Annotated in this window: 24 protein-coding genes; 4 read left to right on the top strand and 20 right to left on the bottom strand. The window is 68.2% G+C overall.

The annotated features are described in order from the left end of the window. Positions 1 to 20: 20 nt before the first annotated feature. On the bottom strand, positions 21 to 1,550 hold the full coding sequence (mqo, locus tag AAFP35_RS09315) for a malate dehydrogenase (quinone) (protein ID WP_419221287.1): 1,530 nt from the start codon (positions 1,548 to 1,550) through the stop codon (positions 21 to 23). Between the two features lie 177 nt (positions 1,551 to 1,727). On the opposite strand from mqo, the gene AAFP35_RS09310 reads away from it, so the two are divergent. Both AAFP35_RS09310 and mtr read left to right on the top strand, forming a co-directional pair. Continuing rightward, entirely contained in the window at positions 1,728 to 2,879 is a 1,152-nt protein-coding gene (locus AAFP35_RS09310) for an alpha/beta hydrolase (protein WP_419221286.1), read from the top strand. Continuing rightward, the gene (gene mtr, locus AAFP35_RS09305) at positions 2,876 to 4,270 is read left to right on the top strand and encodes a mycothione reductase (protein WP_419221285.1); all 1,395 of its coding nucleotides are present in this window, start codon (positions 2,876 to 2,878) and stop codon (positions 4,268 to 4,270) included. Before AAFP35_RS09310 ends, mtr begins: the two co-directional genes overlap by 4 nt. Before the next feature lie 12 nt (positions 4,271 to 4,282). Here the strand turns inward: mtr and AAFP35_RS09300 are convergent, their stop codons facing one another. The 12 genes from AAFP35_RS09300 to AAFP35_RS09245 form a co-directional block, all read right to left on the bottom strand. Continuing rightward, entirely contained in the window at positions 4,283 to 4,822 is a 540-nt protein-coding gene (locus tag AAFP35_RS09300; RefSeq protein WP_419221284.1) for a phage tail protein, read from the bottom strand. After that, complete coding sequence (locus AAFP35_RS09295; protein ID WP_419221283.1) at positions 4,823 to 6,772, bottom strand: putative baseplate assembly protein; 1,950 nt, start codon at positions 6,770 to 6,772, stop codon at positions 4,823 to 4,825. Further along, positions 6,769 to 7,227 (bottom strand): GPW/gp25 family protein, encoded by a 459-nt coding sequence (locus AAFP35_RS09290; protein ID WP_419221282.1) that lies wholly within the window; start codon positions 7,225 to 7,227, stop codon positions 6,769 to 6,771. Before AAFP35_RS09290 ends, AAFP35_RS09295 begins: the two co-directional genes overlap by 4 nt. A 15-nt stretch (positions 7,228 to 7,242) precedes the next feature. Then, the gene (locus tag AAFP35_RS09285) at positions 7,243 to 7,521 is read right to left on the bottom strand and encodes a PAAR domain-containing protein (protein WP_419221281.1); all 279 of its coding nucleotides are present in this window, start codon (positions 7,519 to 7,521) and stop codon (positions 7,243 to 7,245) included. 12 nt (positions 7,522 to 7,533) lie between these two features. Next, positions 7,534 to 9,249, bottom strand: coding sequence for a VgrG-related protein (locus AAFP35_RS09280; RefSeq protein ID WP_419221280.1), 1,716 nt, complete (start codon positions 9,247 to 9,249; stop codon positions 7,534 to 7,536). 3 nt (positions 9,250 to 9,252) lie between these two features. After that, positions 9,253 to 10,011 carry a peptidase M23 gene (locus AAFP35_RS09275; protein WP_419221279.1) on the bottom strand — a complete coding sequence of 253 codons (759 nt, stop codon included), beginning with the start codon at positions 10,009 to 10,011 and terminating at the stop codon, positions 9,253 to 9,255. Continuing rightward, entirely contained in the window at positions 10,011 to 10,448 is a 438-nt protein-coding gene (locus AAFP35_RS09270) for a phage tail protein (protein ID WP_419221278.1), read from the bottom strand. The genes AAFP35_RS09275 and AAFP35_RS09270 overlap by 1 nt, the downstream gene beginning before the upstream one ends. A 43-nt stretch (positions 10,449 to 10,491) precedes the next feature. Beyond that, positions 10,492 to 13,029: a hypothetical protein gene (locus tag AAFP35_RS09265; protein WP_419221277.1), complete on the bottom strand. Its 2,538-nt coding sequence runs from the start codon at positions 13,027 to 13,029 to the stop codon at positions 10,492 to 10,494. 61 nt (positions 13,030 to 13,090) lie between these two features. Beyond that, complete coding sequence (locus AAFP35_RS09260) at positions 13,091 to 13,297, bottom strand: DUF6760 family protein (protein ID WP_419221276.1); 207 nt, start codon at positions 13,295 to 13,297, stop codon at positions 13,091 to 13,093. Then, positions 13,237 to 13,686, bottom strand: a complete 450-nt coding sequence (locus AAFP35_RS09255; protein ID WP_419221275.1) for a hypothetical protein — start codon at positions 13,684 to 13,686, stop codon at positions 13,237 to 13,239. Before AAFP35_RS09255 ends, AAFP35_RS09260 begins: the two co-directional genes overlap by 61 nt. Continuing rightward, entirely contained in the window at positions 13,679 to 14,131 is a 453-nt protein-coding gene (locus AAFP35_RS09250; protein WP_419221274.1) for a phage tail protein, read from the bottom strand. The genes AAFP35_RS09255 and AAFP35_RS09250 overlap by 8 nt, the downstream gene beginning before the upstream one ends. A gap of 27 nt (positions 14,132 to 14,158) precedes the next feature. Continuing rightward, positions 14,159 to 15,691, bottom strand: a complete 1,533-nt coding sequence (locus AAFP35_RS09245; protein WP_419221273.1) for a phage tail sheath family protein — start codon at positions 15,689 to 15,691, stop codon at positions 14,159 to 14,161. Positions 15,692 to 15,862: 171 nt separating this feature from the next. On the opposite strand from AAFP35_RS09245, the gene AAFP35_RS09240 reads away from it, so the two are divergent. Further along, a complete protein-coding gene (locus tag AAFP35_RS09240) occupies positions 15,863 to 16,420 on the top strand; it encodes a DUF4157 domain-containing protein (protein ID WP_419221272.1) in 558 nt (185 codons plus the stop codon). Between the two features lie 382 nt (positions 16,421 to 16,802). Then, positions 16,803 to 18,728, top strand: a complete 1,926-nt coding sequence (locus AAFP35_RS09235; RefSeq protein WP_419221271.1) for a hypothetical protein — start codon at positions 16,803 to 16,805, stop codon at positions 18,726 to 18,728. Here AAFP35_RS09235 and AAFP35_RS09230 read toward each other — a convergent pair. From AAFP35_RS09230 to AAFP35_RS09200, 7 genes are all read right to left on the bottom strand, one after another. Continuing rightward, on the bottom strand, positions 18,699 to 20,738 hold the full coding sequence (locus tag AAFP35_RS09230; protein WP_419221270.1) for an ATP-binding protein: 2,040 nt from the start codon (positions 20,736 to 20,738) through the stop codon (positions 18,699 to 18,701). The two genes, AAFP35_RS09235 and AAFP35_RS09230, sit on opposite strands and share 30 nt — an antisense overlap. After that, the gene (locus tag AAFP35_RS09225; RefSeq protein ID WP_419221269.1) at positions 20,735 to 21,367 is read right to left on the bottom strand and encodes a DUF4255 domain-containing protein; all 633 of its coding nucleotides are present in this window, start codon (positions 21,365 to 21,367) and stop codon (positions 20,735 to 20,737) included. Before AAFP35_RS09225 ends, AAFP35_RS09230 begins: the two co-directional genes overlap by 4 nt. Next, positions 21,368 to 21,994 (bottom strand): response regulator transcription factor, encoded by a 627-nt coding sequence (locus AAFP35_RS09220; protein ID WP_419221268.1) that lies wholly within the window; start codon positions 21,992 to 21,994, stop codon positions 21,368 to 21,370. A 48-nt stretch (positions 21,995 to 22,042) separates the two neighbouring features. Beyond that, on the bottom strand, positions 22,043 to 23,410 hold the full coding sequence (locus AAFP35_RS09215; protein ID WP_419221267.1) for a trypsin-like peptidase domain-containing protein: 1,368 nt from the start codon (positions 23,408 to 23,410) through the stop codon (positions 22,043 to 22,045). Positions 23,411 to 23,424: 14 nt separating this feature from the next. Then, positions 23,425 to 24,438 carry a DUF6777 domain-containing protein gene (locus AAFP35_RS09210; RefSeq protein ID WP_419221266.1) on the bottom strand — a complete coding sequence of 338 codons (1,014 nt, stop codon included), beginning with the start codon at positions 24,436 to 24,438 and terminating at the stop codon, positions 23,425 to 23,427. Between the two features lie 134 nt (positions 24,439 to 24,572). Further along, the gene (locus AAFP35_RS09205; RefSeq protein ID WP_419221265.1) at positions 24,573 to 25,397 is read right to left on the bottom strand and encodes an alpha/beta fold hydrolase; all 825 of its coding nucleotides are present in this window, start codon (positions 25,395 to 25,397) and stop codon (positions 24,573 to 24,575) included. 45 nt (positions 25,398 to 25,442) lie between these two features. Then, on the bottom strand, positions 25,443 to 26,963 hold the full coding sequence (locus AAFP35_RS09200) for a cobyric acid synthase (RefSeq protein WP_419221264.1): 1,521 nt from the start codon (positions 26,961 to 26,963) through the stop codon (positions 25,443 to 25,445). Positions 26,964 to 26,983 lie beyond the last annotated feature (20 nt).

Genomic DNA, 26,983 nt, shown 5'->3' with positions numbered 1-26,983 from the left:
GGTGACCCACCATGTGAGGGTCAGACCGCCGAGGTCGCCGCCTGGCCGGCGTCGGCCGCCGTCACCTCGGTGCCGCGTTTGAGCTGCAGGCTCGCACTGGTCCAGTCCCACACCTGCCGGAACAGGTCGCGGTTGTCGGACAGCTTGCGTCCGAACGACGGGATCATCTCGGTCAGTGCAGGCGCCCACCCCGCGTACTGCTGGGGGAAGCAACGCTCGAGGACCTGCAGCATCGCCGGGACCGCGGTCGACGCGCCCGGGGACGCGCCGAGCAGGCCACCGATGGTGCCGTCGGCTGCGGTCACGACCGCGGTGCCGAACTCCAACGTGCCGCCGACACCGGTCTTGCGGATGACCTGGACACGCTGGCCCGCGGTGATGATCTCCCAGTCGGAGCCGTCGGCGCGCGGCACGAACTCCGAGAGCGTGTCCACGCGGTCGGCGCGACTCGCGGCCAACTCCCCGATCAGGTACTTGAGCAGACCGAACTCCTGCGGGGCGATGGACATCATCGGCAACAGGTTGCCCGGCTTCACCGTGGACGGCAGGTCGGTGACCTTGCCGTTCTTGAGGAACTTGGGTGACCAACCGGCATACGGCCCGAACAGCAGGCCTGGCTTGTGGTTGATCACGCGGGTGTCGAGATGCGGCACCGACATCGGCGGCGCGCCGACCGCGGCCTGGCCGTACACCTTCGCGTGATGGCCGTCGATGAGGTCGGGATTGGTGCAGCGGAAGAACTCGCCCGACACCGGGAATCCACCGAAGCCCTTGGCCTCGGCGATCCCCGACTTCTGCAGCAGGTGCAGGGCACCGCCGCCGGCACCGACGAAGACGAACTTCGCCTGCACGGTCAGCTTCTCCTTGGTGCGCGCATTGCGGACCTTGACGACCCAGCTGCCGTCGGACTGCTTGGTGAGGTTGGTCACCTGGTGACCGAAGTAGATATCTGCACCACTGCGGCCGACGAAGTTGAGCAACTGCTGGGTCAGCGCACCGAAATCGACGTCGGTGCCGTCGGTGAACCAGTTGAGTGCGACCGGGTCGGAGAAGTCACGTCCGGCCGACATCAAGGGCAGTCGTTCGGCGAAGACGCTCGGATCGTCGACGAACTCCATCCCTTCGAACAGCACCTGACCGGCCAGCCGGTCGTAGCGCTTGCGCAGGTAGTCGACGCCTGCGGGTCCGTGCGTGAAGCTCACGTGCGGGATGGGATTGATGAACTCGCTCGGATCGCCGAGGATGCCGTTGTCGACGGCGTGCGCCCAGAACTGCCGCGACACCTGGAACTGCTCGTTGATGTTGAGCGCCTTGGTGATGTCGACATCGCCGTCCGCAGTGCGCGGGGTGTAGTTCAACTCGCAGAGGGCCGAGTGACCGGTACCGGCGTTGTTCCAGGGGTCACTGCTCTCGGCGGCTGCGGCGTCGAGCCGCTCGAACAGGCTGATCGACCAGTCCGGCTGCAACCGACGCAACAGTGCGCCGAGGGTTGCACTCATGATTCCGGCACCGACCAGCACGACGTCCGTCTTGATCACCGATTGAGACACGTGTGAGCTCTCCTTCAGCTGAGTTCGGACGATCGACGTTGGGGCTTGGTCGTCCTGAGTCAACGACCATTGTCCCCCATCGGGGCGTCCGGAAAAGAATCGCGTGGGTCAAGTGTGGGCTGGGCGACACTCGCACTCGCCCGGGGCCCCGCGGGCGACTTCTCTACAGTTGGGTGTGTGAGCGCATCTCCCGGGGCCGATTGGCAACCCGATCATCTGCTGGACCGCTACGAAGTTCTCACCCTGCCGCTGGGGCCGGACCCTGACGGTGAGGACCCCGTCACCGCGACTCTCGTCCGGAAAGCCGGCACCGGCGCCGGGAGCGTAGCGAGCGGGCCGAATGTCACCGGCGCCGGGAGCGTAGCGAGCGGGCCGAATCAAAACGGCGCCGGGAGCGGAAGAAGCGGAGCGGTGCTGTATGTGCACGGTTTCACCGACTACTTCTTCCACGAACCCCTCGCCGAGTTCTTCCACGACCGTGGCTACGAGTTCTACGCGCTCGATCTACGCAAGTGCGGCCGGTCGCTGCAGCCGCATCACACCGCGCATTTCACCACCGATCTACGGCAGTACGACGAGGAGCTCGGACGCGCGCTCGACGTGGTCATCGAGGAGACCACCGCGGCGGGCGGCCCGGCCGAGGTCGTCGTGGCGGCGCACTCGACCGGCGGTCTGATCACCCCGCTGTGGCTGGATCGGCTTCGTGAGCGCTCGCCGCACCGCCATGCGCATGTCACCGGACTGTTGCTGAACAGTCCGTGGTTCGACCTGCAGGGCAGCCCGGTCTTGCGTTCGTTGCCGGTGTCGGCGGTGTTGCGCGCCGCGGCCGCCGCGCGGCCCAAGTCCGTGGTGCCGCAGAAGCTGTCGGAGGGGTACGGGCGCAGCATCCACGAGAGCACCGGCGGCGAGTGGGCCTACGACCTGACGCTGAAGCCGATGGGTGGGTTCCCGGTGTCCTTCGGCTTCCTGCAGGCCGTCCGCGCCGGACACGCCCGGCTGCATCGCGGCATCGACGTTGGCGTGCCCGCGCTGGTGTTGCGGTCGGACAAGACGATCTTCGATCGGAGCACACCGTCGAGCGTCGACGATTCTGATGTGGTCCTCGACGTCGCGCACATCGCGCGGTGGAGCGGAAACCTCGGCAACCGGGTCACCGTGTCGCCCATCACCGATGCCCGCCACGATGTGTTCCTGTCCGTGGAACGCGCACGCGCACAGGCCTATCGAGAGGTCGATGGCTGGCTGTCCGGCATCCGCCGGACTGCGGGTGGCAGCACCTTCGCACCTCACTCGCACACGACCGAGTCGACCACAGGAGACAGAGCATGACGGCGACGCAGGTCGTGGACCTGGCCATCATCGGCAGCGGCAGCGGCAATTCCATCCCGGACGAGCGGTTCGACGACCGCACGATCGCCATCTTCGAAGAGGGCGTCTACGGCGGCACCTGTCTGAACGTCGGCTGTATCCCCACCAAGATGTTCGTCTACGCAGGCGAGGTCGCTGAGACCATTGCCACCAGCGCCCGCTACGGCGTCAAGAGCAGCGGATTCGAGACCGACTGGCCTGCCGTCGTCGAGCGTGTGTTCGGACGCATCGACCCGATCTCCGCCGGCGGCAAGGAGTATCGCGTCGACCGCTGTCCGAACATCACCGTGTACCCGAGCCACGTGGAGTTCGCGGGTCGCGATGATCTCGGACGCTACCGACTGGTCACGGCGGACACCGAGGTCCTGGCCACAGAGGTGGTTCTGGCCGCGGGATCGCGCGCCATCATCCCGCCGATCATCGCCGAGTCCGGCGTCCGCTATCACACCAACAACGACGTGATGCGACTCGACCGACTACCCGAACATCTGATCATCGTCGGAAGCGGTTACATCGCAGCGGAATTCGCGCACGTGTTCGGATCACTCGGCAGCCGGGTCTCCATCGTGGCACGTGGACCGGCCCTGCTGCGCAAGGCCGACGCAGACATATCGAGACGTTTCACCGAGATCGCGCAGTCGAAGTGGGACGTGCATCTGGACGCCACGCTCACCGATGCGGCCACACTTCCCGACGGCGGCGTCCGGCTCGGGTTCGCCGACGGTACGTCGGTCGAGGGCGATGCTCTGCTCGTCGCCGTCGGCCGCAGGCCGAACGGAGATCGTCTCGGCCTGGACACGATCGGCATCGAGCCTGCGATCGACGGCCGCGTCGTCTGCGACGCACATGGCCGCACCGGAGCCCGGGGCGTGTGGGCGCTGGGTGATGTCAGCTCGCCCTATCAGCTCAAGCATGTCGCCAACCACGAGCAGCGGGTGGTCCAGGCCAACCTGCTCAGAGGTTGGGACGCCGACGATCTCGACTCGTTCGATCACCGGTTCGTTCCGGCTGCGGTGTTCACCCACCCGCAGATCGCCGACGTGGGACTCACAGAGGCGCAGGCGCGCGAACGCGGCATCGACATCACCGTCAAGGTGCAGGCCTATGGTGACGTCGCCTACGGCTGGGCAATGGAGGACACCACCGGCTTCTGCAAGCTGATCGCCGAGCGCGGCACCGGAAAACTGGTGGGCGCGCACATCATCGGCCCGCAGGCACCGACCGTCATCCAGCCGGTGATCCAGGCGATGTCGTTCGGGCTGCCCGCTCACGAGATGGCACGCGGCCAGTACTGGATCCATCCGGCGATGCCCGAGGTGTTGGAGAACGCGCTGCTGGGTCTGGACATCTGAGCCCCGACACGATCAGCGCGCCACCACCTCCACGCGATGCGGCAGGTGCGCCGGCTTGACCCGCGCCACCACCCCGTCGAGGCGCTGGCGGTCGATCGTGTCCGGGTCGTCCACCACGAGGGTGACCACGATGAGCGGTGCGGCCTGTTCCTGCGGCGGCCCGGTGGGTTCGGCCGAGGTGGTGACGCCGCCGGATTCGGCGATCTCGGGCACCACCCCGAACGCCGCGGTGATGGCGTCTCGGACACCGCGCACGGTTCCGCGCCAGCGCAGCAGTTCGGCGCCCGCGGAGATCAGTTCCCGCTTCTTGTCCGCACTCTCGTGACCGTCGAGGACCAGCCCGATCCACGCGGCCAGCCAGCTCAACGAGTCGTCCGGTGCGGTCCCCGGATCCAGATGCGCGGGAAAGGAATCGAGCACCGCGAGCACGGGCGCCAACATCCGGTCGAAGACTGCACACAGCCCCTGGGCACACGGATCGTCGATGTAGATCGACGGCAGTGTGGCGCCGACCGGGAAGGGGCTCAACACCTCCGGTAGTTCTCCGCGCATCTACACCACCCGCACCTGATGTTGATGTGACAGGAACAACCCGTTGGGCGGCAAGGACAATCGGTCGGTCGGCTCCGGGCTGCGCCGCCCGGTCGCCGGGTTGACGGCGAACAGCTCGACGCTCACGTCCTGTCCCATGTCGACGCCGGGGACGTCGGCGACGGCGGCGGCGATGTCGGGTTCACCGAGCGAACGGCCCACCGTCCAGCCGTTGCCGCTACGGCCCCCGTACACCGGGTGCAGCAGTCGGTAGAGCCGCACCGTGACGTCGGCCGCGACCGCCTGCCGTTCGAAACCGACGGCGGCGGTGACCCTGACCAACACGGTCACCCCGATGTAGCGCGGCGGTTCGACGAGCAGCCGCGTACCGATCAGGCGGCGACGTTCGAGATGCTCGGCGATCGCCGCCAGGGTGTCCGGCGACGGGGTGAGATCGTGCAGGCGGATCTGACCTTCGGCGTCCGACGCCACATGCGGGACCACGAGCAGACGTACCGACCCCGCCCCCGTCTCGTCGGCGGGCAGGCAATGGGCGCGGGCGATCTCCGGTGCCGCCTGCCGGGTGAGCTCCTCGAAATCTTCTGCGGTGACCGCGCGCCCGCGGGAGCGCAGCACCACCGGTCCGCGCAGTTTGAGCTCGTCGATGGTCTCGGCCTGCGCGCCACCGACGGCGGCGACCCGGTTCTCCACCCGGGACACGAACGGCACACTCGTCTTGAGCACCCGGATCTGTCCGACCCCGACGTTGCCTCGGGCACCACCACCGATCCGGTACTCGTCGACGCCGACGACCGCGCCTTTGCCCGGCACCGCCCCGTAGGACCGCAACGAACCGTCGGCCTCACGGATGGCCGGTCCGAACACGATCTCCCCGGAGACGGCGTCGAGGTGGAACACCTGGTCGTCGGGACCGCAGTCGGCGAAGTCCTCGACGGCCGTCCAGGTGGCGCGGGTTCCGCCGTCGGAGACCGACACGGTCAGTTCGTCGGACGGCACCACGGGACCTTGGTGCAGCGAGAACCGTTGCGCCACCGTGCCGTCGGAGATGCCGAGGACCTCGCCACTGACGCCTTGCGAATGCGCGGCGCCGACCGTGCCGCCGATGGTCTGTGCGCTCACCGCCTCGATGTGCGGTGAACGCGAGTAGGCGCTCTGCCCGGCAATGGCGTCGACCACGCGGCAGCGCAGCCATGCGCCGCGATTGCCTGCGACCACCGCGCGGGCATGATCGTCGGGAAGGTGCACGACGACGTCACCGGGCTCGTTGAGGCCGCCTGTCTCGTCGAGTCCGAGATCACACGGCACCCATCCGTGTCCGGTCAGCGCCTCCCACTGCAGCGGCGGATGGCGGGGATCCACCCCGACTCCGGCCACCCGGCAGGTGAAACGCAGCAGTACCGCACACGACGGCACCGGCGCCGACAGTTCGATGAGCAGCGCGTCATCAGGCCGCGGGGTGGCGGCGAAACAGTCGAAACCACCGTGGCCCAGAGACAGACTCCGGTCGGTGGGTGGGGTGCCCGCGGGTGCCGCGAACACGCGCTCGGCGCTGCACGGGACGATCGCGAGGTTGCGTTCGGTGGAGAACACGACCGATTCGGCGATGTCGGTGCGGACCGTCCCCACCTCGGTGTCGGTCCGCACCTCGACGGTTTGCGGCTGCGGCGCCGACAGCCAGAACGTCACGCGTGTCCGTGCGGTGGACGCGGGGCGCATCTCGAGACCGAGCAGATCGAGGAACTTCAGATAGTTGCGATCCGGCACCCGGTTCAGTCGGTAGATGAGTTGGTCGACCATGGTGGCCACCGCCTCGATCAGGGTGATCCCCGGATCGGAGATGTTGTGATCACTCCATTCCGGAAACCGTTCGCGCACCAGGCGGCGTGCGTCGTCGACGAGTGTCTGAAAGTGCCGGTCGTCGAGGTCGGGGGCGGGCAGCATGGCGGTCATCTCATCTCGGTCGGTGGGGTGGCATCGGCGACGGCGCCGGAGTCATCGGGTTCGTCGGGGATCACGTAGAAAGGGAACACCAGATTGCGGATGTCGTTGCGGCCGTGGATGCGGTAGCGGACGTCGATGTGGAAGGTGCCGCGATCCGCGGCGGAGAAGTCGACGCCGATGTCCTCGACGTCGATGCGTGGCTCCCAGTCCTCGAGTGCCGTCCGCACATCGCGCGCGATGGACGCAGCGGTCGCGGCATTCGCCGGCGAGAACACGTGATCGTTGATGCGGCAGCCGAATTCGGGACGCATCGGCCGCTCACCCGGTGCTGTCCGCAGGATGATCTCGATCGCCTGCTCGACGTCGACCCCTCCCCCGGCGAGCGCGAATGCCCCGGTCGGATCGGTCCGGATCGGAAACGCCCATCCGCGGCCGACGAAGTCGACGGAAGGTCTTGTGTCCATGATGATGTCGACCTCTCATCCGATCAGCACGGTGGGGGCTCCGGCGATCACCGGGGCACCGCAACCGGCCAGGTCGCCGACGCGAGCCGCGGGACGACCGCCGATCAGCACGGTCGGGCAGCCCGGGCCTGCGATGGTCGTGGGTGGGTGTACCGCCGGCGGCGGGAACGAACAGATGTGCGGCGTGCCGACGGTCGCCGCGGGCATTCCGCCGATGAGCACCGTCGGGCAGCCGGGCGGCCCGATGACGCCGGGGTGGGCGGTCGGGTCTCCGACCCGGGCTGCGGGTGGCATGGTCTCTTCTCCTCAGTTGAGTTTGATGGGTGTGCCCTGCACCGTGAGCGGACCGGAAGCGGAGAGCTGGGCGGCGGTCGATGCATCGACCGTGACGCGACCGCCACGCAGTCCGAGCGTCCCTGCGCCGGCGTCGAGGGTGATGCCCTGGTCGGCCTTGATCGCGATCGTCCCCGCACTGCGCACCGTGATGGCCCGGCCCACCGCGTCGAGTTCGATCCGCAGCGCGTCGTCGCCGGTGGCGACGACCACTCCCTCGGTCCGACCGTCCTCGTCGTTGAGGTCGATTCGGTGGCCGCGCCGAGACACCACGGAACGTCGGTTCGCCGCTCCGGAACCGTTGTCCACCAGCGTGACTCCGCGCTTGTCGGGGGTGTCGACACCGTTGAACAGTCCGCCCAGCACATACGGGTGATCGCCGTCGCCGCGTTCGAAGGCGACGAGCACCTCGTCGCCGACCTCCGGCATGATCAGGGCGCCGCGGTCTTTGCCGGCGCCGGCCATCACGGTGCGAGCCCATCCGCTGACGTAGTCGTCGGACAGCTGCGGAAATGCCAGTCGCACACGGCCTCGGCCCTCGGGATCGTTGATGTCGGTGACCTGTGCGACCACCACGCCGGCTCCCCTGTCGCCCGGACGCGCCGCGCCGGCCGACGTCAGCCCCAGCAGGCTGCGGTCGTGCGCCGCCGAGACGGCGATGGCGGTGGTGTATCCGCCGTTGGGCTCGTAGCGGTGGCGGGCCGCGGTGAGCACGAACTTGCCGTCGAACGGGGCACCGAGGTCGCTCACCGCGACCGCGACACCCGCGCGCAGCGCCGGATTGCCGGTGCACACGGCATCGATCTCGCAGTAGCCGCTGGCGATCGTCTGAGCTCGTGCTCGGGCGGCCTCGTCGGCTTCGGCCTGAGAGCGCAGTCCGCGATCGGATTCGACGTGGGTGCGGTTGCCGAACACGCCCGCCAGCCCCGCCGGGTCGACGTCGCCGAGCCGGGCGCTGGGCGCGTCCGGCTGCGCGGTCCCGACGATGGGTTGTTTGGTCGCCACGTCCCAACCACGGACTTCGACGTGCCCGACCTGTTCGGCAGCGGTGATCGACGAACGCAACCGCGTGATGTCGACGCCGAAGCGCAGCACCAGTGGATTCTCCGGGTCCGCGCCGGGAGCACTCTGCGCCTCGGTCGGTGGACCGAAATCCAGGGCGCCGTCGCAGACCCCGACCCGATATCCGATACCGCGGGCCAGGGCGGTGAGGAACTCCCAATCGGTCTGGTCGCGTTGGGAGATGTGGTCGTAGACGGTCGGCGACGCGACGATGCGTCCCGGACGGAGCCCGGCCCGGCGCGCGCACTGGGTTGCGGCGTCCGACGCCGTCGCCTGGGTGAAGGCTGCGGTGTGGCGCCCCCGGAACAGGCGATGTGACTGGTCGTATCCGCGCACGGTGGTGAATGTGCCGGACTTCTCGAACTCGGCTTCGATCGCGGTGATCTCCCCGATCAGGAGGTCCTTCGGGGCAGGTTGCGCATCGGTGCTGATGGCGATCCGGATCGGCGCACCGATCCGGATGCCCCCGTCGGTGAGCACTCCGCGCGCGTTGTCACGGAACCGGAGTGCGAAGGCGTCGGGCAGCCCGGTGTTGGTGTCCACGTATGCCGACACCAACTGCAGCATCACCGTGTCGGGCAGCGGTGTCCCGCCGACGGCGATGGTGAATCCGGATGTGGTGGCCACGGGTCACCGCCCGCCACGCACGTCGTCGACACCGGGCAATCGGATCACGGTGCCCGACGGAACACGCATCGGGTCGTCGATGCCGTTGAAGTCGGCGATGGCACGCCACCGGTTGGGATCGCCGTACTCGCGATGCGCGATGATCGCCAACGACTCCCCCGCGACCAGGACATGGGTGCGTCGCGCGGCCGCGGCCCGCGATGTCGGATTCTGTCCGCCCTTGCCGCCCGGCATCTCCTCGAGATCCACGGTGCACACCGCGCGCAGCGGTGCGCCGTCGGCGGCGAACAGGGTGAACTTCGCCGTCACCTTGGTGATGAAACCCGGAAAGCTCGTCAACCCACCCCATTTGAAGACGACCAGCGGCGGCATCGCCTTGGGTGTCCCGGTGGTGGCGCTGGTCGGCACGCAACATGCCATGAGCCGATCGACGCCCTTCGCCACGCTGTCGTCGTGCTTCTCGGTGCCGTCGAGGAACATCTCCAGCGAGAGCGTGCACGGCTGGGCGCCCATGAACTCCGCGGCGCCGGCCTTGGCCGCGCCTTTGGTCGGCTTGCTCTCCCATTTCGCGGCCTTGGTGATGGTCACCTCCCGGGGGTTGAACTGGAACGCGATGGACCCCAGCGGCGCTCCCGGTTTCGCTCCGCCCGGGGCCTTGGTCGGTTCGTAGAGCTCCAGCTCGGCGTGGACGATCTGGTCGGCGGAGGTCGACTGCCCCGATGACCCGGCCGACGGCGCGGACAGCGCCACCGCCGCGCCCATCACTCATCTCCCTTCGACCCGCGGATACCGCGATGGACGAGTTCGAGGGTCTCGATCGCCACCTTGGGGTTGTCCACGCTCAACGACGGGCCGGTCCACCGGACCGGCAGCACTCCGTCGAGTGACCATTCCGCGACGGTCTCGCCGTCACCGTTCTTGGCCGCGATCTTTGCCGTGGTCGGGGTGTAGCCGGCCACCACCGCGCTGACCCATTCCGCCAGTTGGTAACTGTCCTCACCCACCGGTCGGGTGAGCTTGATGTTGCTGTACTTCACCCGCGTCGGTAGCTGCCACACCATGCCGTTGTTTCCGCCCTCCTCTCGCTGCTCCATGACGATCTCGAGCCCGAGACCCTCGCAGCTGACGAAATCGCCGAGCGGAGCCGAATCGACACTGACCGAGAAGCACACGCTCACAGCCGGATCCGCGGTGGTCATGTCGTCTCCCAAGGTCGATGGACGTCGATGTGTCGGTGCAGGCTCACCGGTCGGTCAGCAAGCCGGAACGTTCTCGGTCCAGCCACAGTTCGGTGCGCAGCCGGGCCGACAGTGGTTCGTGGAGTCGGCGGGCGAGTTCTTCGAGATCCTCGGCGCCTGCGCCGGTCCGTGGTGCGGTCATGGCGGTCGCCGCGTCGGTGATCGCCTCGTTTGTGATCGCCCCGGTGGCCGCACCCGGAATCTGCGCAAGACCGTGCACCCCTTGCGCCACACCGCTCATGGCCGAATGTGCCGCGTCGGCCGCGACATCCGTGGCGTCGGTGACGATGTGTCGGTCGGGCCCGCCCGCCGCATCGGGTATCGCCGATCCGAGACGGTCGCGGACCGTCGACGCGGTATCCGCCATGCGGTCGCGCAGGAACTGTGACGGTTCCCCCGGCACCACCGGGAGTGCGAAACGCTGTGCCGTGACCTGAGGTCCGTCCGGTCCGTCATCCGACGGTCCCTCGGCACGTACCGTCGGCGACGTTCGCTGTGCGATGCCCGCGGTCGGCGACACGGGGCCGGAACCACCCACGCCGAACATCGTCGCGAACGACACCGGCGCCGATGTCGTCACCGAATGAGCGGTCGCGGCAGGAATGTCGGGAGGTCCCGACGAGGTGTCGTACGACGGCCCCGACGACGACACCGGGCGGCCCACCGCACTGCGTTGGATCGGCCGAGCAGACGCGCCGTCGGTCCTCGGTATCGACCGCAATGTGCTGCCCCCGTGGGTGTTCTGTGCCGACCGCCCCGACGCTGGCACATGTGCCCCAGACCGTTGTGTCGCCGCCGGTTGTGTCGCCACCGGTTGTGTTGCCGCTCGCCGAATTGCTGTCGGCTCCGCCTGGGACCGTTGCATCGCTAGCGGTTCCATCGCTGTCGGATGCGTCGCTGTCGGTTGAAGCGCGAGTGCGGCGGGAACGACGGCTGCGTCGGGGGCCAGGTGCACGACCGGCTGGGGTTCGGCGCTTCGGGTCGTCGGCACGCCGGCGGCGGGTGCGGCGGTGATCGACAGGTCCGCCGACTCGGGTACTCCGATGCCCTCGCCAGTCATCGGTTCGGGTGAGGTGCGCTGCACGGCGGCCGGCCGCGAACTCCTCGATGTCGCCGCCTGTTGCGCCTCCGGCTGGTGCGATTGGGGCGCTGGCGCCGGTCGTGTCGGCGAGGATCGCTGCACGGGTCGCGCACCGGTCGATGCGCCAGCGGCCTGGTTCGACGGGTACGTCGGCACCGGCTGCCGTGCCGCGGTCCGCTGCACGGCCACGGGCCACGAACCGGTCGATGGCGTGGACACCTGGTGTGGCGGCGGTCGGTTCGGTACGCCCGGTGCCGGCTGGGTCGGTGGTGGGAACGGCAACTCTGACGGCCGAGCCGTGTCTCGCTGCACGGCAACCTTCCTCGGCACCGACGACGCCGTGCCGGTCCCGTACGCCGACTCAAGCCTCGGTTGCACGAGCTGCTCACTGCGCTGCACCACCGACACGTCGGCGACACCCGTCGGCGACGGCGCGGGCACCACTGCGATCGACTCGCTGGCGGTGACCGGCTCCGACGTGGAGGGCGCCCGGTCGAGCTGCAGCGAACGTGACACGATCGGCCCGTCGCCGGGGAACACGGTGCCGCTCGTCGCACCGTCGGGTATGTGCGACAACGTCGTCCGGTCGGTTTCGCCCACCCGGCTGACCGGCGACTCGATCGTGCCCGCCGGAGTACCGGCGGCCTCCGTCGACAGGTCCGCGGGGTCTCGCGGTCCGGTCGACACCACCTGCGGTACGTCGGACACGGACCCCGTCGGCGGCGACGGGAACGAGGGAGGTGCCGGCTCGCGGGGAGACAGCGGGGCGTATCGCGAGACCGGCACCGTCTGGAGGCGCTGGACGTCTCGGCCTGCCACGCCGACCGGCACCACAGGTGCGGGATCGGTAGGTCTCGACGGCAGCACCGTCGAGGGGGCAGAAATCGAACCAGCGCTGCGGAATTCGGGGACGGACGAATCGTCCGGGGTGATCGGGGTCAGTTGCAGGGGCCCGGGCAGAGGTGTGGTCGTGACACCCGAGATCCCCGTCGTCGCGAGACCATCGACAACCGTCGGGAACATCCCACCTGTGGCGGGATCGTTGTCCGCGGCCACCGGAGGATCGCCCGTCGTCAACGAGGGCGAGTGCGACCAGGAGGACGACTGCGGAGCCGAGAGCGGCGGCGGCCGCCGATCGGTCGTCGCCATGATCGTCGGCGCGGCACAGGGCATCGTCCGTTGCACATGTCCGACCCGGATGGTGGCCGGGTCGTCGAGGAGCGCCGCGTCGCGTTGCACGTCCACGGTGGTCTCCAGCGCCGACAACGTCAGTGGACGCGGGTCCCCGGTCACCGCCGTGGCGAAGTCACCGGTGGTGCTGATCTGGTCGTCCATGGCGATGCGCATCGGCGCGATCGCCGCACGGGTGGGACGCGAAGGACCGACGTCGGGCACCGGGCTCGCGCTGCGCTGCAGGCTGCCGGTCTCGACCGGACGGCGCCACGGCCATCGCCAGTTCATCGCGTCACCCCTTCTGCGCACTCGGTGGACGTCAGGTCCCAGTCGGTTGAGATGTCATGTCTCAGTCCGTGGATGTCAGGTCGTTGATCAGTCGGACGTACCGCTGCCGTTCGGCATGCTCGAGGTCGAGGATCTCACCTCTGCTCCAGTGGAAATTCAGTGCGACGTACGAGATCTCGCGGTACAGATGATCGATCTCGTACGTTGCTATTCCCCCAGGCGGCCACCCGAGAGGTCGACGGCGAACTCGCCGCTGCAGTGCGGGCACACGACCCCCGCCCGGGTGTGGCCCTCCTGATTCACCCGTCGGTAGAGATCCTGGAGAAATGCCAGATCGGAGGCGAACATCGATTCCACGACCCCGGCGTGGACATCGTCGAGATCACCGAGTCGGGTCGTCACCCGGCTGATGAGTACCACCGTCAGATAGCCCGGGTTCTCCCGGACGCGGTCGTCACGTTGGGACACGAGTTCGTCACGCGCGGTGGCCAATCGCATGGTCCCGTCGCGGTGGACGACACCAGCCGCATCCACGTAGCCCCTCGGGAGCACGAAGTCGAACTCGGTGCACAGCGCCTCCCCGACCGATCCGTGTTCGACAGGCCTGTCGTCACCTGGATGATCGAGAAGTGCGGCGCCGCCATGCGTTCTACGCACCGTCGACCTCCAGCCGTTCGTAGGTGAGCACCAGCTTCTCGGTGAGCACGCTGGTGTCCCCGGCCTTCATCGTGTTGACCTCGAGGCTCTTGGGCCATGCGTTGGTGACCTTGTACCGCTTCACCGCGCTGCCCTCGTAGTCGTAGACCACGATCGCGCCGCCCTTGCGGACATCGCCCATCTTGCCGAGCTGCGAATCCTTGATCCACTTGTCGAAACTGTTGTCGTCGGTGAGCGGCCGGGTCAACGTCATCTCGCCGGCCTTCCACCGACCGGGAAGCTTCTTGATCGAATACTTGCCGTCGCTGGCGGAATTGGATTTGTACTCGATGACGTCCTGTTCCATCTTGAGCCCGTTGACCTCGGTGATGCTCTTGATCTGGATGCCGTCGAACTCCAGGCCGAAGGAATGGCCGACGGAGCTGTCGAATTCGGGGAGTGCCATGGTGTCACATCACTTTCGTCGTGGCGGTCATTCGGCGACGAGGCTGGTGCCGCCGGAGTACTGGGAGAGCCGGAAGATGACGAACTCGGCAGGCTTCACCGGCGCCACACCGATCTGACAGACCACTTCGCCTGCGTCGATCCCCTCGGCGGGATTCGTCTCGGCGTCACATTTGACGAAGAAGGCCTCGTCGGGTGTCACCCCGAACAGCGCCCCGCGACGCCATTCGTTGACCAGGAACGCACTGATGGTGCGCCGCAACCGGGCCCACAGGGCAGGATCGTTGGGTTCGAACACGACCCAGTTGGTGCCGTCGAGGATCGACTCCTCCAGATAGTTGAACAGCCGCCGGATGTTGAGGTACCGCCATTCCGGATCGGACGACATCGTCCGGGCACCCCACACGCGGATACCGCGACCCGGAAAGGCCCGGATGCAGTTGACACCAGAGGGATTCAGTAGGTCATGCTCGTTGCGGGTGATCTGCGTCTGCACGTCGAGAGCCCCGCGCACCACCTCGTTCGCGGGCGCCTTGTGCACGCCTCGGGTGTCGTCGTTGCGACCCCAGATCCCGGCCATGAAGCCCGACGGCGGCAGATACTCGCCTTTCCCGACACCGATCCACGGCCAGTACATCGCGGCGTACTTCGAGTCATAACCTGTTGTCTCGGTGCGCCATTGCTTCACCTGCTGGGCATTCAGACCGGGCGGTGTGTCCAGGATGGCCATCCTGTCGCCCATCAGTTCGCAGTGTGCGATCATCGCCAGCTGAACGGATTTCACCGTGTCCAGATCGATGGACTTCTGTGCGTACGCGGTCATCAGATCGGGGATCGCGACCATCGTGATGTCGTCGACGGCCTCGAGCCCGGAGACGCCGGTGCGGGACTCCACGTCACCGACGTAGTCCTGCGTTCCCAGCGTGGACGGGACATCCGCCGTCGGCGGCGGGGAGACCAGGACCGCGGAGGCGCCCTTCACGATCTCGGCGCCGGACTGGCCGGTGACGGTCTCGAGCTTGATCACCTTGGACTCGTTGTTCACCACGGTCTTCAGGCTGTTCTGTCCACGTCCGGAGACCAGCCCCGTGTGTTGTTCGACGACCTCGTCGCCGCGTTTCACCACGACCTTGACGCTGCCCTCGGGGGCGCCGTCGTCGGGGTCGGCGACCTCCACCGACAGGCTGCGATCGGGTGCCGCCTCGTCGAGTGCGATCACCTTGAGGTTGCCCACCTCCGCCTGAGCCGGCCGCGCCTCGATGGCCTTGCGCGCATCGCCATTGCCCGACGGATCCGCCCCGTGTCCGATCCGCACGATGTAACAGTTGCCGCCACCGTTCTGGAAGTACGCGAAGACCGACTGGGCCAGCGCGGTGTTGGCCAAGAACCCCCCGAAGGTGGAGGTGAACTGGGTCCAGTTGGACACCAGGGTCGGAGTGTCGAACGGGCCGCTCTCGGCGAGCCCCACGAATGCGGCGACCGCGGTACCGACGCCCTCGATGGGCCGCGAACCGGACGCCACCTCCTCGACGTAGACACCGGGTGAGAGATACGTTGGCATGGTGTTCTCCTGATTCGCCGTGTGAGGCTGCGGTTTCCATCGATGATGGGCTCATCGTCGGCGCCGCAGAATGTGCGTTCGGCCGGTGCGAGGGGCAGTTCCGGATGTCCTTTCGGGCAGAGTGACGGCGGGCCGGTGCCGAAGACTCGGGCGGCGGCCTACGCTGCGAACATGCAACAGCGTTTGCACGCGACACAACCCCACGCGCCCGCTGCCGAGAGCACGGCGCGAGCCCGTGATGCCTCCCGCTCCAGTGCCGGAACCTCGTTGTCGGCGTTGTTCGCCGACTCTCCCCTTGCCGATCTCCAACGCGCGGCGGGTAACGCGGCAGTCGCCGGCGTGATGTCGCCGGCCCAGTCGGTACAGAATGTTCTTTCGCAGGGCGGGCGGCCACTCGATCCGCAGGTGCGAACGGACATGGAGTCCCGGCTCGGGCACGATTTCGGCGATGTCCGCATCCATGACAACGGCAGTGCCCAGGAGTCTGCACTCGCCGTCAATGCCCATGCGTACACCGTCGGCTCCGACATCGTGTTCGGCCGGGGCGCTTACGATCCGGCCAGCACCGCAGGTCGCACCACCTTGGCCCACGAACTGACCCATGTCGTGCAGCAACGCAGCGGTCCGGTCGACGGCACGCCGACGGGCGACGGCCTGAGCGTCAGCCACCCGTCGGACCGCTTCGAACGCGAGGCCACCGAGACCGCCGCCCGGGTCGTCGGGCACTGACGTCCACCGAAATCTGCCCAGGATTCTGCTTGCCCCCGATAACCGCCCACCAGCGAGGTGGCAGGGACATAAACGTCCTCACCGTCCTCACCGGGACAGGTTTCAGGGTCGTGCCAGATCGTGGGCGGATTCCAGGGTGCGCCATCGACTTTCGTGCAGTCCGGAGGCGCCCCCACCCGCGGACCCGTCTCACACAGCGTCCGGGCCGCCCCCAGTCCGCAGCCCACAGCAGAACCGCGCACACCCGAACCACCGAGGGCAACGATGTCTGCACGATCGGGTAGCTCGGAGGGGACCGTTCGAGATTGGGGCGGCACGCGACCGATGCGAGGCTGAGCATGCGACGACGTGAGCCGACGCCGCCGAAGCGAAAGAGCCAGCCATGAGCGACATCATCTGCGAGGCGTGTGGAGCCGCGAACCCACCGGGGACCCAGTTCTGCACCGAATGCGACGCGTATTTCGGGTGGTCGCAGACGGCCGCCCCCGCGCGGCCGGCCACCCCGTCGGGTATGTCGACGACAACACCGGTCACCCCGGCGACGGCCGCGGACGCGAGTCGCGTGATCGCACCGACGGTCGAGGCGGACCAGACGGCGCTCACACTGGATCCCGAAGTCGCCGTGCCGATGTCACTGCACATGTACAACCCGTCGCCCGTCGTCGACGGCTACGTCGTGCAGATCCCGACCGCGCCGTCCTGGCTGCGCGTGACCCACGAGGAGATCCGACTGCTCCCCCGCTCCGACGCGATGGTCCCGGTCACGTTCGGCCTCGCCGACGGCCCGGTACCCGAGGCCCAGACGGTGAGCGTGGATCTGCTCATCTGCTCGCTGACCGACGAACACAAGAGCACGCCCGCCCGCGTGGAGCTGACGGTCCCCCGCTTCGGGCGGCCGGTGACGGTCACCGCACATCCCTCGATGATCCGGCTCCTCGATGAGAACGAAGGCAAAGCACAACTGGCCCTGGATAACTCGGCATCGAATTATCCGCAGACGGTGTCGTTGACGGCAACCGAGCCCGAGGGTGTGGTGAGATTCGACGTCACGCCGGCGCGCTGCACCGTCGAAGCGGGTGCCACCGCGACGGCAACGCTCGCGTTTGCCATGCCCGAACTCGACCACGGCGCGACCACCGAGCGGCGCCTGGCGATCACGGCCACGAGCGACGACGAGCACACCGAGACGTCGGTGACGGTGACACAGCAGCGCTCGCAGGCCCCCGAGCATGTGCCGGTCACCCTGCGACTGGAGCCGAGTGTCATGCGGGTCAAGGACTTCGCGATGGCCGACCTGCTGCTCGTCGTCGACAATCGCCGCGGAACCCAGGACCGCACGCTCACCGTCGGCGGCCGCGACCCCGAGGGTCGGGTGTCGTTCACATTTCCGACATCTCGGATCGACGTGGCGGCGGGACGGATCGCGACCATGCGGCTCACCGTCGAGGCCGAGCCGCCCGAGATCGGCAAGGATGTCTCCTATCCGTTCAGTGTTCTCGCGAACGATGAGGTCGAGGAAGCCGAGACCACCGGCACATTGACCCTGTCGCGGTCACCGGCCGCCATCACCACCGCGGCGCTGCGCCTGCATCCCAGCAAGATCTCGGTGCGCAACACGTCCACAGGGCACAGCAGGCTGATCGTCGACAACGCGGGTTCCGACCAGTGGCTGACCGTGTATCTCGCCGGTTCTGATCCGGAGGCCGCGGCCCGCGTCACGGTCCGACCCGCGAGCGTGCAGGTGCCGCCGCGGCAATCGGTGTGGGCGGAGACGACGATCACGGCGAACCCGCCCGACGCCGGGGAGAGCGCCGAGCGACAGCTGTCGTTCACGGCGACCGACGGTCGCGGCACCGTCACCTGCGAGGGCACGTTCGCTCAGCGGACGTCGGACTGGATGCCGGTCGCCCGGGTGGTGTTGACCCTCCTCGGCGCCCTGGTCGCGGCCGCCGGAGCGCTGTCGCCGTGGACGCGCATCCCCGAACACTTCTTCGGCGTGGATAGGTTGGGGGTCGCCATCCCGGATGACCTCGACGGCGAGTTGCGACAGTTGTTCGCCACCCAACCGCCTGCCCGTGTCGTGGTGCTGGTGCTCGCGGCCGCGATGGCGCTCGGGGTGTTCGCGCGGTCGGGCAAGACGACCCAGACGGCGGCCATCGCCATGGCCGCAGGTTTCGTCGGCTACATGGTCTTCCTGGCCACCACGACAACCGGCATCGTCGTCGGTGGGGTCGCCTACGGCGCGGTACTGGTCGTCGTCGGAGCGGTGTCGGGATTCCTAGGCGGACTGTGTATTCGCCGACGATGAGGGCGCGCGCTCGAACTCGGGGCCGATGAGCCGCCCGAGCTTGCGGTACTCCTGCTCCACGCCCCAGTAGAGGTCGTCGGTGACCACGGCGCGGTCGGCGGCCGCGGCTCGATAGGCCGCGGTCACCGCTGCGGCCCGGATGTTGCCGCCGTTCATCACGAATGACCGGGCACAGAGATCCAGGTCGACGTCGGCGGCACAGGGTACGGGTGCGCTCAGGCATCGACGCCACAGTTCGCGGCGCGCGTCCTCGTCCGGGCGACCGAACTCGATGACGGCGTCGAGCCGCCGGGTGAACGCGTCGTCGAGGTTGGCACGCAGATTGGTGGTCAGGATCGCCAGCCCGCGGAAGGATTCCATGCGCTGCAGCAGGTATGCGGTCTCGACGTTGGCGTGCCGATCCTGTGCGTCGCGGACCTCGCTGCGTTTGCCGAACAGCGCATCGGCCTCATCGAAGACCAGTACCGCATGCACCGACTCGGCCTCGGCGAAGATGCGATCCAGATTCTTCTCGGTCTCCCCGATCCACTTCGACACCACCGACGCGAGATCGACGGTGTACATGTCCAGACCGAGATCGTCGGCGAGCACTTCGGCCGCCATCGTCTTGCCGGTGCCGGAATCGCCCGCGAACAGACCGATCACCCCGTCGCCGCGCCCACCGCCGCGCCGCATCCGCCATTCACCCAGCACACGATCCCGGTGGCGTGCCCGCGCACCGAGGTCGTGCAGCATCGCCAACGTCGCCGCGGGCAGCACCAGATCGGACCAGTCGACGGCGGGGGTCGTACGACGCGCCAGACGCTGCAGCCCTGCGGAATTCAGCATCCGGGCGCCCTCACGCACGTGATGGCCGGTGACATCCGACGACTCGATGGCCGCGACGGTGGTCGCGTTGGCCACCGCCCGACGGATCTGCGCCGGGTTCAACGCGTACACCGCGAGTTCCTCGACGGCGATGTCCGACCCTTCGTCCGCCAGCCCGTCTCGCCATGTGGTGGCTCGTTCGTCGGGTCCCGTCACCGGTACCTCGACGACCACCGGCAACCGATCGCAGGCTTCCGGAGACCACGGGCCCTGACCGACACAGATCACCGGGGTCGGGCAGTCGAACAGACAGCGACGTGCCCGACTCGCGGGCAGCTCATGGAAGGTGTCGACGATGACGACGGCGTCGCGCAACACGGCCTCTCGGCGGATGATCGGCAGCAGTTCGTCGACGTCGGCGGCACCGATGCGAGCCGCATCGACGATCACCGCCGTGCGTCCACCCTCGGCGACCGCGGATGCGGCAGCCGCACAACCTGTTCCGGCGGTGTCGTCGCGGAGGTACACGAGATCGCATGCTCCGGCCAGTGCACGACGGACCCTCGTGGCGGCGGCTCCGGCATGTCGCCCGGGATCGACCAGCAGGTCGACGATCGGATGCGGAACCGCGTCGCCGCCGAGCAGGTGATCGACGACCCGGTCGGGCACGCGCAGCGTACGGGTCAGGAACGGCCGGTCCCGATCGTCGACACACATCAGGCCCAATCGCACCAGCGGTGCGCCCTCGGCCAGACGGCCGCGGGCGACGGCGTCCCACGCGGAACGCCCGGCCAGCGCCAACGCCAGAGCGGGAGAGGCACGGCGCCGTGAGACGTCGTCATTGAGGTAGCCGTACAGCCGCTCCCACCGCGCATCGATCTCGGGCAGTGCGCAGATGAGCAGGAGTTCCACGTCGATCTCGGTCAGTCCGGCGGTACGCGCCAACGTCCGCAGCCCGACGACGGCGCCTCCGGCCTCCAGATCGTCGGCCTCACCTTCGATCGACTCCCGGCGGTCGTGGTCCGCACACGGTGGGTCATCGTGTGGGTCCAAGAGTGCGGCGACCGTCGGTTCACCGATGTAGAGGCCACGGAACGGGTCGTCCGGGGTGGGGTCGACCAGCCTGCGGAACTCCACCACCTCCCGGATCCTGGCCTCCACCAACCCCATCCGCGCGTGCAGATACCACAGCGAGGCGGTCATGCCGAATCCTCGCGCCGCCGATCGGCCCGAGGCGCCCGCACCACCTCGGCGCGAGCGGGCTCACGGATGTCCCCGGTGCGCAGCACCGGTGTCCGCACCGGCGGCCCGACGACCTGTGTGCGGGTCACCGGCAACGGCGCGCAGATCACCACGTCCACCGACGGCTTGAGTTCTCCCCCCAGCGCACTCCACACGTCGGCGAACGACCGGTCCTCCGATGGCGGCAGCGCGACGGTCATCGTGACCGGCAGACCGAGGTCGCGCAGCGTCGGACCGAGTCGTTCGATCGGGATCGACTGGTAGTTGATCATCTGTTGCAGCAGGCGCGACAGCAGACCGTGTTCGTCTTCGGGCCGCTGCGTCCACGCCGCCACCAGATAGGACAGCCGGAAATACCGTGGTGGACGGTGTCGCGCCACGGTCCGCCCGTCCCGGTACTCGTTGACGAAGCCGGTCTCACGCCGCCGTACGTCTTCACGGATGTCATAGAGGTAGGCGCAGATCGTGGGTCCGCTGCGCCGCGACGCCCACTCCTTGGTCGGGGCGTCGAACGACAGTTCCACCCCGGCTCCCGCCAGCGCCTCGTCGACGATGATCGTGCGCAGCGCGGCATCGATCTCGTCGATCACTCAGATCAGCCCCTCACGCAACGCATAGGCGACGGCGTGCGAGCGGTTGCGCAACTGGAGTCGGGTGGTCACCTCGTGCAGGACGTTCTTGACGGTCCGTTCGCTGTAGCACAGCTGTTTGGCGATGGCCGCGGTGTCGTAGCCCTCGGAAACCAGCCGCAGGACGTCGATCTCGCGTTCGGTCAGACCCGAGAAGTGCAGGCCGCGAGGCGCGAGCACCTGGCGCTGCAACCTGCCAACCTGACCGAGCAGACTTCCGACGAGGTCGGCCGGCACCACCCCGCAACCGTCGGCGACCTTGCGGATGTGGCGGGTCAACGTGTCCGCCGTCGCCTCACCGCGCCGGACGAGGCCACTCACGCCTGCCTCTGCCGCGGCCACCACGACGGCGTCGTCGATGACCCCGAGCACGAGCATGGTGCGGGGAACACCGTTGCGCTGCAGTGCCTTCAGATTTCTGCGCACCGAGTCGTCGAGTTGGTCGGCGACCACCACCGCCACCTCTGCAGTGTCCAGCGCCGCCTCGCCGACCACGATCACCTCCGGACGCAGTCCGAGCTGACTGGCCACACCCGCCTGCAGGACGGGGTCGTTCGAATAGACATAGGTGGTGATTCTGCGTTGCATGATCTCTGTCTCCCAACGTGCTCATGCATGGTGTCGGCGGGCTCGCCGTCAGTCCTGCTGTTTCCCGCACCGACCACAGAACGCCTGGCCCGGCGGTATCTCGAATCCGCAATTCTGGCAACGGATGGCGTCGCCCGCGGGTGCGCCGGGCACCGGCCGGGTCGCTTCCGTCGGCCCCGCCGCGGCAGGGGCACCGGAGTGCGCCGGTTGCGGCGCAGGCGCCGCTCCCGCCGGGACCGCCCCACCCGGCATGTCACCGCCGCCTCGGTTGCCACGCCGCGAGTAGAGGTAGTAGCCACCGGCTCCCAGCAGGGCCAGCACCACGACGATGCCACCGCCGATGAGCAGTGCCGAGACCAGACCGCTGGTCTGCGAGTCGTGATCGCCGGACGCTTCCCGGTTGCGGATCGCATCGGTCTTGAGTTCCTCGGCATTGGGATAGCCGGGAGTCAGTTGGTCGGCGAGATCGAAATTCTTTGCCGCCTCTCCGTAATCACCGTCGTAGTACTGGCCGAGCGCCGCACGGTACGCGTCGTCGGCGGGTGAGAGTTCCGGTGTCACCCCGTTGTTGCGCAACATCTCACGCAACTCACTCGCGGCAGCGATGTAGGAGGCGTTGGGATTCAACGACCCTCCGGTGCCGTCGTCGATCGCCTGGGGACGAAAGCTGTTGACGCCGAGAACCTTACCGTCGTCGTTGATCGTCGGTCCGCCGCTCATCCCCTGCGCCAGGTCGGCACTGACCTCGATGAACGAGGCGGGACCGATCGTCTTGATTGCGTTGACGGTGCCGCTGCGCGCGGTGGCCTCCAGGTTGGTGTAGTCGACCGGCGCATCGGATTCCTTCGGGTAGCCGAAGGACTGGACCGGCTGGGCGATCTCCGGTGGCCCCGCCGCGAGTTGTGCAGACGGCAGATTCGTTCGCGGAACCTTCACCAACGCGACGTCACCCTGATTCTGCGGCCGGGCGTCGACGACCCGCGAGGCGACGAGGGTGGGTTTCTCCCCGCTGGGCCCTGGCAGCAGCACCGCGACCCGCATCCCGGTCTGTGCTATCTGATCCAGTATCTGATTGCCGGAGGCGGCCAGTTGCTCGGCACCGGAGAGGTGGTCGGGATCGACGCAATGCCCTGCCGTGGCGATATAGCCGTCCGGACTGACCCCGAAACCCGAGCACCGATAGTGGGTGTGATCGGGCAACCAGGTCTCCAGGTAGACGACGGACGGCTTGATCACCGCGGCGGCGCGAGTGGCCGCGTTGGCGGAATCCGGTGCGGCTGCCGCGGGCGACGCCCACAGCATCGTCGATGCCGCGGTGACGCCCGCCACCGTGAGGGTGACGAATACTCTTGCCGCACACTGCGTTCTGCCATCGTGTGCCGCCCGTTGCCGTGCGCCGAGCCGTGTTGGTTGCATGACCTGTCCCGCCTCTAGGGATTCTGGGTCGGCGGTGCTTCGTCGACCCCGACCTGGGGCTCGATCTCGGTGCCACCACCGTTGTTCATGTCCCCCTCGCCGCCCGGGAGCTGGTTCCCGGTGTCGCCGGTCCCCGGATCGGTGTTTCCCTCATCGGGAGGCGTCTGACCGTTGTCCTCGTCGGGAGCGGTGTTGTCGCCGTCGGTGCCCGGCTGTGGGGCCTGGGACCCGTCTTGGGGGTCCTCCGGATTCTGCGCGCCCGACGGCGGCATCGGGAGTGATGACCCGACCGAGGGCGCCGAGCCGGACGGTCCGGAGGTCTCCGACGACCCGGTCGTGCCGGACCCGTCCGTCGACTTCGGCGGCAGCACCACCTGATGCTGCTCCCAGTTGGCCCACCGCTGGCCGGTATAGGTCGCGTTGTCGAGGGCCACTGTCGTGGGGGTCAGCGGGCTGCCGCTGGCGCAGCGCACACGCGGAACCCAGTCCGGGTCCACGAGGACCGCCGTGTCTGCCTGCAGCAGTGCGGTGAATGCGGTCGCCTGCCCGTCCTCGTAGCCGTGATCGGTCACCACGGTGTCACGCAGCAGCACCACCGGCCGCAGCGTTGCGACGTAACCGCCGATGTCGCTCACCCCGAGCACCTCGCGCCACGCCGCCGCCTTGTCGGGATTGGCGTTCAGAAAGCCGACGAGTTGGTCCGTATCGCAGATCGTCTGGTCGTCACTGCCACCGTAGATACCGACCGCGGCGCCGTCGGTGGTCCGCCCCTGACCGGCGGCGCCGGTGACGGTCGCATCCAGGGTGACGATCTTCGCCGGGTCGACCGGATCGGCGACGGATTCGGTCCACGGGGACTCACCCTGTGACGTCGCCGATTCCAGGGCCACCTCGTGGCTCTCGGTGTCGGATCCCGCGTCCTTCATACAGCCGGCCATCGCCAGCACCAGGACCGCGGCGACGATCGCCCCGAATCCGCGCATACCCGGCCGCGCATGCACGGTCGTGGAACGTCCCTGTCTCGCCATGCACCAATTCTTGTGGTCCGTGCAGCTCAGGGCATGCGTAGCCGACTACGCCTGTTCGTACGCGCCGGACTACTCCACAGACGTTCGGCGCTACTCGGCCGGGGGCGCCGGTGACCCGCACCGGGCGCGACAGGTCAGAAGACCGCCGAGCGCAGTGCGATCTCGCTGGCCAACGCCGCAGCGGCGTGCTGCGGAATCCAATGGTCGACGCCGGGCAGCTCGCAGAAGCGGTAATCGGAGTAGACGTATCGTCCCGTGCCCTCTGCCTGCTCCCGGCCCAACGCGGGATCGGAGTCGCCCCACACCATCGTGGTGGGGATCTCCACCGGCGGGCAGGACATCGTCTCCTTGATGTTGCCGGTGAAGTTCGCGCGATACCAGTTCAGCGGCCCGGTGAGCGCACCGGGCTCCTGCAGTGGAGCCAGCTCCTCTGCCGTCACCCCGGCGCGTCGCAGCAGGACCCCGTTGCGGGCCAACAGTTTCTCCTCGGCGTCGTCGGCGACGAAATCGAGGATGTACGCGGACTTCTGCCGCTGATCACCACTCTTGAGGGCGTCCCGGGTCGCCGACGGATGTCCGGTGCTCGCCGCGACGTACCCGGTGAACCGGTCGAGATGCTTGGCCGCCAGATGCCAACCGACGAGACCGCCCCAGTCGTGGCCGACCAGCATCGCGTACTGCACCTCGAGTGCGTCGAGGACACCGAGCGCGTCACCCGCCAGATGGTCGATGTGGTACGCCTCCACCTCGGTCGGCCGAGCGCCGGGACTGTATCCGCGCTGGTCGAAAACGATTGTGCGCAGACCACTTTCATGGAGTCTCGGGACCACGGTGTCGAAGCAGGAACTGTTCACCGGAAATCCGTGCAGCAGGAGCACCCAGGTGCCACCGTCCGGGCCGCCGAAACGGACGTCGAAGGTGTGTTCGCCCACCTTCACCGCGCGCTGTTGCGTGTTCACCGGCTCAGGATAGGCGAGAACCGACCGTCGCCGCCGATCCGCAGGTCAACGCAGCGTGTGCGCGATCACCGGCGGGGCGAGGGTGACCCCGCCATCGATGATCGCCTCGATGGCGGCGACGTCGAGGTGCTCGGCGACGAGATCGGCCATGAGGTCGACCTGTGCGGTGCGGACCTGTTCCACGACGGTGTCGGTCGCCACGACGAAACCCGACTTGCCGCATTCGTCGGCGACCTGACGCAGGAACACTCTCCGAAAGGCATCCGAGGCGAGCAGGCCGTGCCAATGTGTTCCCCGCAGCGCGCCCCGTACAGCACCTTCGTCACCGTGCCGGTCGTCGGTGATCCAGGCCGCCTCGGCGGAGGAACGCACCCGCCCGTGGTGAATCTCATATCCCGTGATCACTTGTCCCGCACCCACTCCGGAGACCTGCCGGAGTGTCTTGTCCGCGTCGAAGGCGATCTCGACGTCGAGCAGACCGAGCCCGTCGACCGGACCGGCCCCGGACTCGACCGGGTCGTCGATACGTCGGGCGAGCATCTGGAATCCACCGCAGATACCCAGGACCGGACGAGCGCGTCTGGCCCGGCCCACGAGCGCGTCGGCGATGCCCCGCTCGCGCAGCCAGGTGAGGTCGGCGACGGTCGCACGGGTTCCCGGCAGCACGGCCAGGTCGGCGGCGGCCACGGCGGCCGGATCGTCGACCCAGGTGACATCGACGCCCGGCTCACAGGCCAGGGCCTCCACATCGGTCGTGTTGGACACCCGCGGGAGTCGGATCGCGGCCACCGAGATCCGTTCGGCCGCAGCGGTGGTGTCGGGCGGACCGACTCGACGACCGACCGGTACGGCGAGTGAGTCCTCGGCGTCGAGCCACAGATCGGTGGCGAACGGGATGACGCCGAGGGTCGGGCGGCCGGTGAGTGCGGTCAGCTGGTCGAGGCCGGGCCGCAGGATCGCCGGATCCCCGCGGAACTTGTTGATCACGTGGCCGACGATCAAGCGTTGGTCCTCCGGCGCGAGCACGGCCGTGGTACCGAACAGGTGGGCCAACGATCCACCTCGGTCGATGTCGGAGACCACCAGGACAGGGAGCCGACCGGCCTGTGCCAGACCCATGTTCGCGATGTCGGTGGCCCGCAGGTTGATCTCGGCCACCGATCCGGCACCCTCACAGATCACCACATCGAAATCGTCACGTAGCGAGGCGAGTTCGTCGGCCACGATCGTCGCGAGCGCGGCCCGCCGCGCATGGTAGTCGCGGGCGCCGACGTCACCTGCCGGTCGACCACGCACCACGACATGCGATCGGCGGTCACTTCCCGGTTTGAGCAGAACCGGGTTGAACCGGGTCGACGGCGGCAGGCCACACGCGAAGGCCTGCAAGGCCTGCGCCCGTCCGATCTCCCCGCCGTCGAGGGTGACGACCGAGTTGTTGGACATGTTCTGCGCCTTGAACGGCGCGACCCGGACACCGCGGCGCGCCAGCAGCCGGCACAGGCCTGCGACGAGCAGACTCTTGCCCGCATCCGAACTCGTCCCACCGACGAGCAGTGCCCCGTGCACCCCTACCGACTCGGGGCGAC

It is taken from the genome of Gordonia sp. CPCC 206044 (genome assembly GCF_048537895.1).
In the GTDB taxonomy this organism is placed as follows: Bacteria; Actinomycetota; Actinomycetes; order Mycobacteriales; family Mycobacteriaceae; genus Gordonia.
Note: the sequence above shows the minus strand (reverse complement) of the source record. Positions and strands in the feature narration are given on the sequence as shown.

Coding starts and splice junctions, on each gene's coding strand:
- AAFP35_RS09245 (WP_419221273.1), bottom strand. CDS start 15,691: ATGCCAACGTATCTCTCACCCGGTGTCTACGTCGAGGAGGTGGCGTCC.
- AAFP35_RS09270 (WP_419221278.1), bottom strand. CDS start 10,448: ATGACCACCGCGGATCCGGCTGTGAGCGTGTGCTTCTCGGTCAGTGTC.
- AAFP35_RS09265 (WP_419221277.1), bottom strand. CDS start 13,029: ATGAACTGGCGATGGCCGTGGCGCCGTCCGGTCGAGACCGGCAGCCTG.
- AAFP35_RS09220 (WP_419221268.1), bottom strand. CDS start 21,994: ATGCAACGCAGAATCACCACCTATGTCTATTCGAACGACCCCGTCCTG.
- AAFP35_RS09290 (WP_419221282.1), bottom strand. CDS start 7,227: ATGGACACAAGACCTTCCGTCGACTTCGTCGGCCGCGGATGGGCGTTT.
- AAFP35_RS09300 (WP_419221284.1), bottom strand. CDS start 4,822: ATGCGCGGAGAACTACCGGAGGTGTTGAGCCCCTTCCCGGTCGGCGCC.
- mtr (WP_419221285.1), top strand. CDS start 2,876: ATGACGGCGACGCAGGTCGTGGACCTGGCCATCATCGGCAGCGGCAGC.
- AAFP35_RS09235 (WP_419221271.1), top strand. CDS start 16,803: ATGAGCGACATCATCTGCGAGGCGTGTGGAGCCGCGAACCCACCGGGG.
- AAFP35_RS09210 (WP_419221266.1), bottom strand. CDS start 24,438: ATGGCGAGACAGGGACGTTCCACGACCGTGCATGCGCGGCCGGGTATG.
- AAFP35_RS09285 (WP_419221281.1), bottom strand. CDS start 7,521: ATGCCACCCGCAGCCCGGGTCGGAGACCCGACCGCCCACCCCGGCGTC.
- AAFP35_RS09240 (WP_419221272.1), top strand. CDS start 15,863: ATGCAACAGCGTTTGCACGCGACACAACCCCACGCGCCCGCTGCCGAG.
- AAFP35_RS09230 (WP_419221270.1), bottom strand. CDS start 20,738: ATGACCGCCTCGCTGTGGTATCTGCACGCGCGGATGGGGTTGGTGGAG.
- AAFP35_RS09295 (WP_419221283.1), bottom strand. CDS start 6,772: ATGACCGCCATGCTGCCCGCCCCCGACCTCGACGACCGGCACTTTCAG.
- AAFP35_RS09275 (WP_419221279.1), bottom strand. CDS start 10,011: ATGGGCGCGGCGGTGGCGCTGTCCGCGCCGTCGGCCGGGTCATCGGGG.
- AAFP35_RS09215 (WP_419221267.1), bottom strand. CDS start 23,410: ATGCAACCAACACGGCTCGGCGCACGGCAACGGGCGGCACACGATGGC.
- AAFP35_RS09250 (WP_419221274.1), bottom strand. CDS start 14,131: ATGGCACTCCCCGAATTCGACAGCTCCGTCGGCCATTCCTTCGGCCTG.